At 37.6% G+C, this 2989-nt stretch carries 6 protein-coding genes and 2 tRNA genes; 2 read left to right on the top strand and 6 right to left on the bottom strand.

The window, feature by feature from the left end:
- A partial coding sequence (locus tag A9G38_RS03065) for a transposase (RefSeq protein WP_141671710.1) occupies window positions 1-177 on the bottom strand: 177 nt, incomplete at its 3' end.
- A 151-nt stretch (window positions 178-328) separates the two neighbouring features.
- Between A9G38_RS03065 and A9G38_RS11930 the strand changes: the two genes are divergently transcribed.
- On the top strand, window positions 329-484 hold the full coding sequence (locus A9G38_RS11930; protein WP_202961596.1) for an integrase core domain-containing protein: 156 nt from the start codon (window positions 329-331) through the stop codon (window positions 482-484).
- 44 nt (window positions 485-528) lie between these two features.
- Here A9G38_RS11930 and A9G38_RS11925 read toward each other — a convergent pair whose 3' ends face one another.
- The 5 genes from A9G38_RS11925 to A9G38_RS03050 form a co-directional block, all read right to left on the bottom strand.
- Entirely contained in the window at window positions 529-822 is a 294-nt protein-coding gene (locus A9G38_RS11925) for a hypothetical protein (RefSeq protein WP_176713222.1), read from the bottom strand.
- Window positions 823-894: 72 nt separating this feature from the next.
- Window positions 895-1575, bottom strand: a complete 681-nt coding sequence (locus tag A9G38_RS03060) for a hypothetical protein (protein WP_034915785.1) — start codon at window positions 1573-1575, stop codon at window positions 895-897.
- 337 nt (window positions 1576-1912) lie between these two features.
- Window positions 1913-2035 carry a hypothetical protein gene (locus A9G38_RS12540; protein ID WP_255307530.1) on the bottom strand — a complete coding sequence of 41 codons (123 nt, stop codon included), beginning with the start codon at window positions 2033-2035 and terminating at the stop codon, window positions 1913-1915.
- A 293-nt stretch (window positions 2036-2328) separates the two neighbouring features.
- Window positions 2329-2404: transfer RNA gene (locus A9G38_RS03055), tRNA-Gly, on the bottom strand.
- 18 nt (window positions 2405-2422) lie between these two features.
- Window positions 2423-2510, bottom strand: a tRNA-Leu gene (locus tag A9G38_RS03050).
- A 221-nt stretch (window positions 2511-2731) separates the two neighbouring features.
- Here A9G38_RS03050 and A9G38_RS03045 point away from each other — a divergent pair.
- On the top strand, window positions 2732-2989 hold a 258-nt coding region (locus A9G38_RS03045; protein ID WP_141671662.1), incomplete at its 3' end, for a transposase.

Below are 2989 nucleotides of genomic sequence, written 5' to 3'. Positions count from 1 at the left end.
TTTTGTTTTAAATGAGCCGCTTTGGCTTGCTTGCGTTATCCAACGGTCCAAAGCTGATGGTGTCAAATCATATTCGGCAACGATTTCACTACGTGATTTACCATGTTGATAAAGACTGACCATTTGGTGTTTAAAATCATCTGTGAATGTTCGTCTTTTGCGTTTAATCTTATTCATATTTGTTCCTTTTTTAGTTGTGATAAGTTTACCTTACCCCTTAAAAAAGTTGTATGATTTAGTGTAGCCGATCCAGTTCAAAAACTTACCAACCTAGCCTATCCACAAACGAATAGAAAAGCCGAAAGAGTGATACGAACTTTGAATTGAGATGTGGCATAATCAGCAAATATTTAGCGATTCAAAAGATAGAAAACAAAAACTTAAACGCTTTATTAATTTTTATAATACCATTAAACACCATAAAGCGATTTCAGGCAAAACGCCTTATGAGGCTTTAGAGGATTATTTTAATTATGAAGTGTAAACAACTCGGCGTTTTCATACAGATTAAGAACTAAACGCTAAAAGCTAAGGTGCGGTGCAAAGGAACTGGCGGGAGAGGTGGGTGACACCGCCTCTGGCGATTTGGCCGTCGGTCAATAAAACAGTGAGATCGTGGCGGTAGCCTGAATAGTCGCTCGTCAAGTAGTAGGGGAAGTCCATGCTGAAGCCATAGGAGTAGTACACGTCGCCCCACTCCGCGGAAAAGCCAGCGCCTATGTGACGCATGTAAAAATTACCTGATGAACTAGGTGCTGCGCCTGAAATAGAAAAATTAGCTTCTTTTCTGACCGCATTGGTTAAATCTCTTACCCGTGGCATTCGATAACCCAAACTATTACAGCATGCTAACCGGTCACTATAAGTTTTCCATTGACAAACCCGATTGACGAATCACTGTCTCAACACAAATCCATATTTTACTACCTCATCACCAGTACCAATATGTCTACCCACTAACTCAAACGTCTGCGGTAACTTTGGCTTAGTAATTGGGTTAGGATTCGGATTAAGCGGTTGATTTCTTGCCTCTGGACCTGTTAGCTTAACACGGGCGACAACTTGTCCCTTATCTTCTTTAGGAATCCACCTATCATTAGCTACAACATTTGTCACTGTTGCAGTAATTCCCTCATGCGTGACTGGTTCCCATGTCAATTCATTTATATCTACTCCACTTATGAGTAAATCAAAATATAAACCATCCATACCAGTGGTCGGAAAATTGAGGTTGTATGAGTTTGGATTGGTTGATTGAACTAAAAAGCCCTTATCAGGATTCCATATGTCAGCTGGAGCGTGCCCGCCATAACCAAGTAGACTCGGCCTTGCATAATTGATAACTGCCGACGGTAGCAGTATTGCATCACTACGATTACCTGCTTGAGCCTTTTTACCATTCGCCTGTACATTCCATGACAATGACAATAACAGTGCTGATACTAGCAAAGCTGTTTTAGGTGATTTGAGCGATAATTTCGAAGATATAAATAAGTTTTGTGTAAAAACTCGTCGAATAGGATTATTTGATAAATTTAAGACATAGGTTTGCCCTGTGCCAAAATGATGCTGCATATCACATTCCTTGTGCTAAATAATACTTTTTATTTAAATTTTATAACCATTCGCTTATTTAATAAGCTTATTTTCCTATAGCGATAAAAGTATAACCATAAAAAAATAGTTGGCTAGTTTTTTAGCAGATTTTTTGTAAAGAAATGTAAAGATAAAACAATTCAACTTTATAGATAGGTTAATTTTATTATTAAAATATGGAGTTAGCTTTATAGCTTTTAAATTTTGTCGGAATAACTGATATTGGTGATAACGTTTAATTTAAGAATTTTGAGCGTAACATCTTACAAATCACATGGCTAAAAAATATAAACTACGGTACCCAACGCTCTCGCTCTTAACCATCGGTATGATTTACTCGAATCGTTATGATATTCGCCTTTTTTAAGCCTATTTGCTTTGCTAAAAAGTGCCAAGTTGTTCCTGATAAATTGGCATCCCTAACAAAGCACAAACTCACCAAACAGTCCTATTTGGCGTGCTGCCCTCAGTCTATCAGCAAAGCACTCCGACACAGTTAAAAGATAGGTAAATTAACCTTGCCGTGTTGTGTGTTTTCTCTAAAATAGCTCAGGTAGACTATTGATTTTATTGAAGTTTTTATTTTACTTAAATTAAGTAATTATTAGCTAATTTCTGTTTTTATTACAATGTTTTTGCTGTGTTTTTTGTGCCTTGCACACAACTAATAACTTTCGTTAGTTAACACACTATGGGATATAAATTTACTTTTATACTAAATAGATGTTTTATTGGAGCGGGAAACGAGGTTCGAACTCGCGACCCCGACCTTGGCAAGGTCGTGCTCTACCAACTGAGCTATTCCCGCATGAGAGTTGTTTGTTAGTGGTGCCCGGGGCGAGACTTGAACTCGCACGGCCAAAAAGGCCGAGGGATTTTAAATCCCTTGTGTCTACCGATTTCACCACCCGGGCTCAAAACTTATTACCAAAAGGTAATTGCGTTTCGAATGCTGTGCATTTTACCCATCTTAATTTTGCCGTCAACTAAAAATTAAAAATTATTGTTTAACTGCTCAATGTTTGTCACTTTTTATGGCTTTTATTAGGGCGTGTTGATCTTTCATGATTATTTTTTAGACGGCATGATGTGAGTTATAATAATTCAGCCAAAAACAACCATAACTCGATTCATCATGCCAAGAACAATGCTAACAGATAAACGGTGGGAAAAGCTACTACAAATAATGAAAAATACCGGCCGAGTTTATAATAAATCCGAGCATCGGATGACGTTTGAAGGGATCCTTTTCCGAATGAGAACCGGTATTCCTTGGCGAGATTTGCCAGAAGAGTTTGGTGAATGGAGCACTGTCTATAGGCGATTTAATTTGTGGTCTAAAAAAGGAATATTAGTTGATATTTTCAAACATTTATCACAACTAGCGGATTTT

This window comes from Gilliamella sp. Imp1-1 (assembly GCF_001690415.1).
Lineage (GTDB): Bacteria > Pseudomonadota > Gammaproteobacteria > Enterobacterales > Orbaceae > Gilliamella > Gilliamella bombi.
This window is presented reverse-complemented; position numbering and strand designations above follow the sequence as displayed.

Excerpts from the sequence above, each read along its gene's own strand:
- A9G38_RS11930 (WP_202961596.1), top strand. The coding sequence starts at position 329 with ATGTGGCATAATCAGCAAATATTTAGCGATTCAAAAGATAGAAAACAA.
- A9G38_RS03060 (WP_034915785.1), bottom strand. The coding sequence starts at position 1,575 with ATGCAGCATCATTTTGGCACAGGGCAAACCTATGTCTTAAATTTATCA.
- A9G38_RS11925 (WP_176713222.1), bottom strand. The coding sequence starts at position 822 with ATGCCACGGGTAAGAGATTTAACCAATGCGGTCAGAAAAGAAGCTAAT.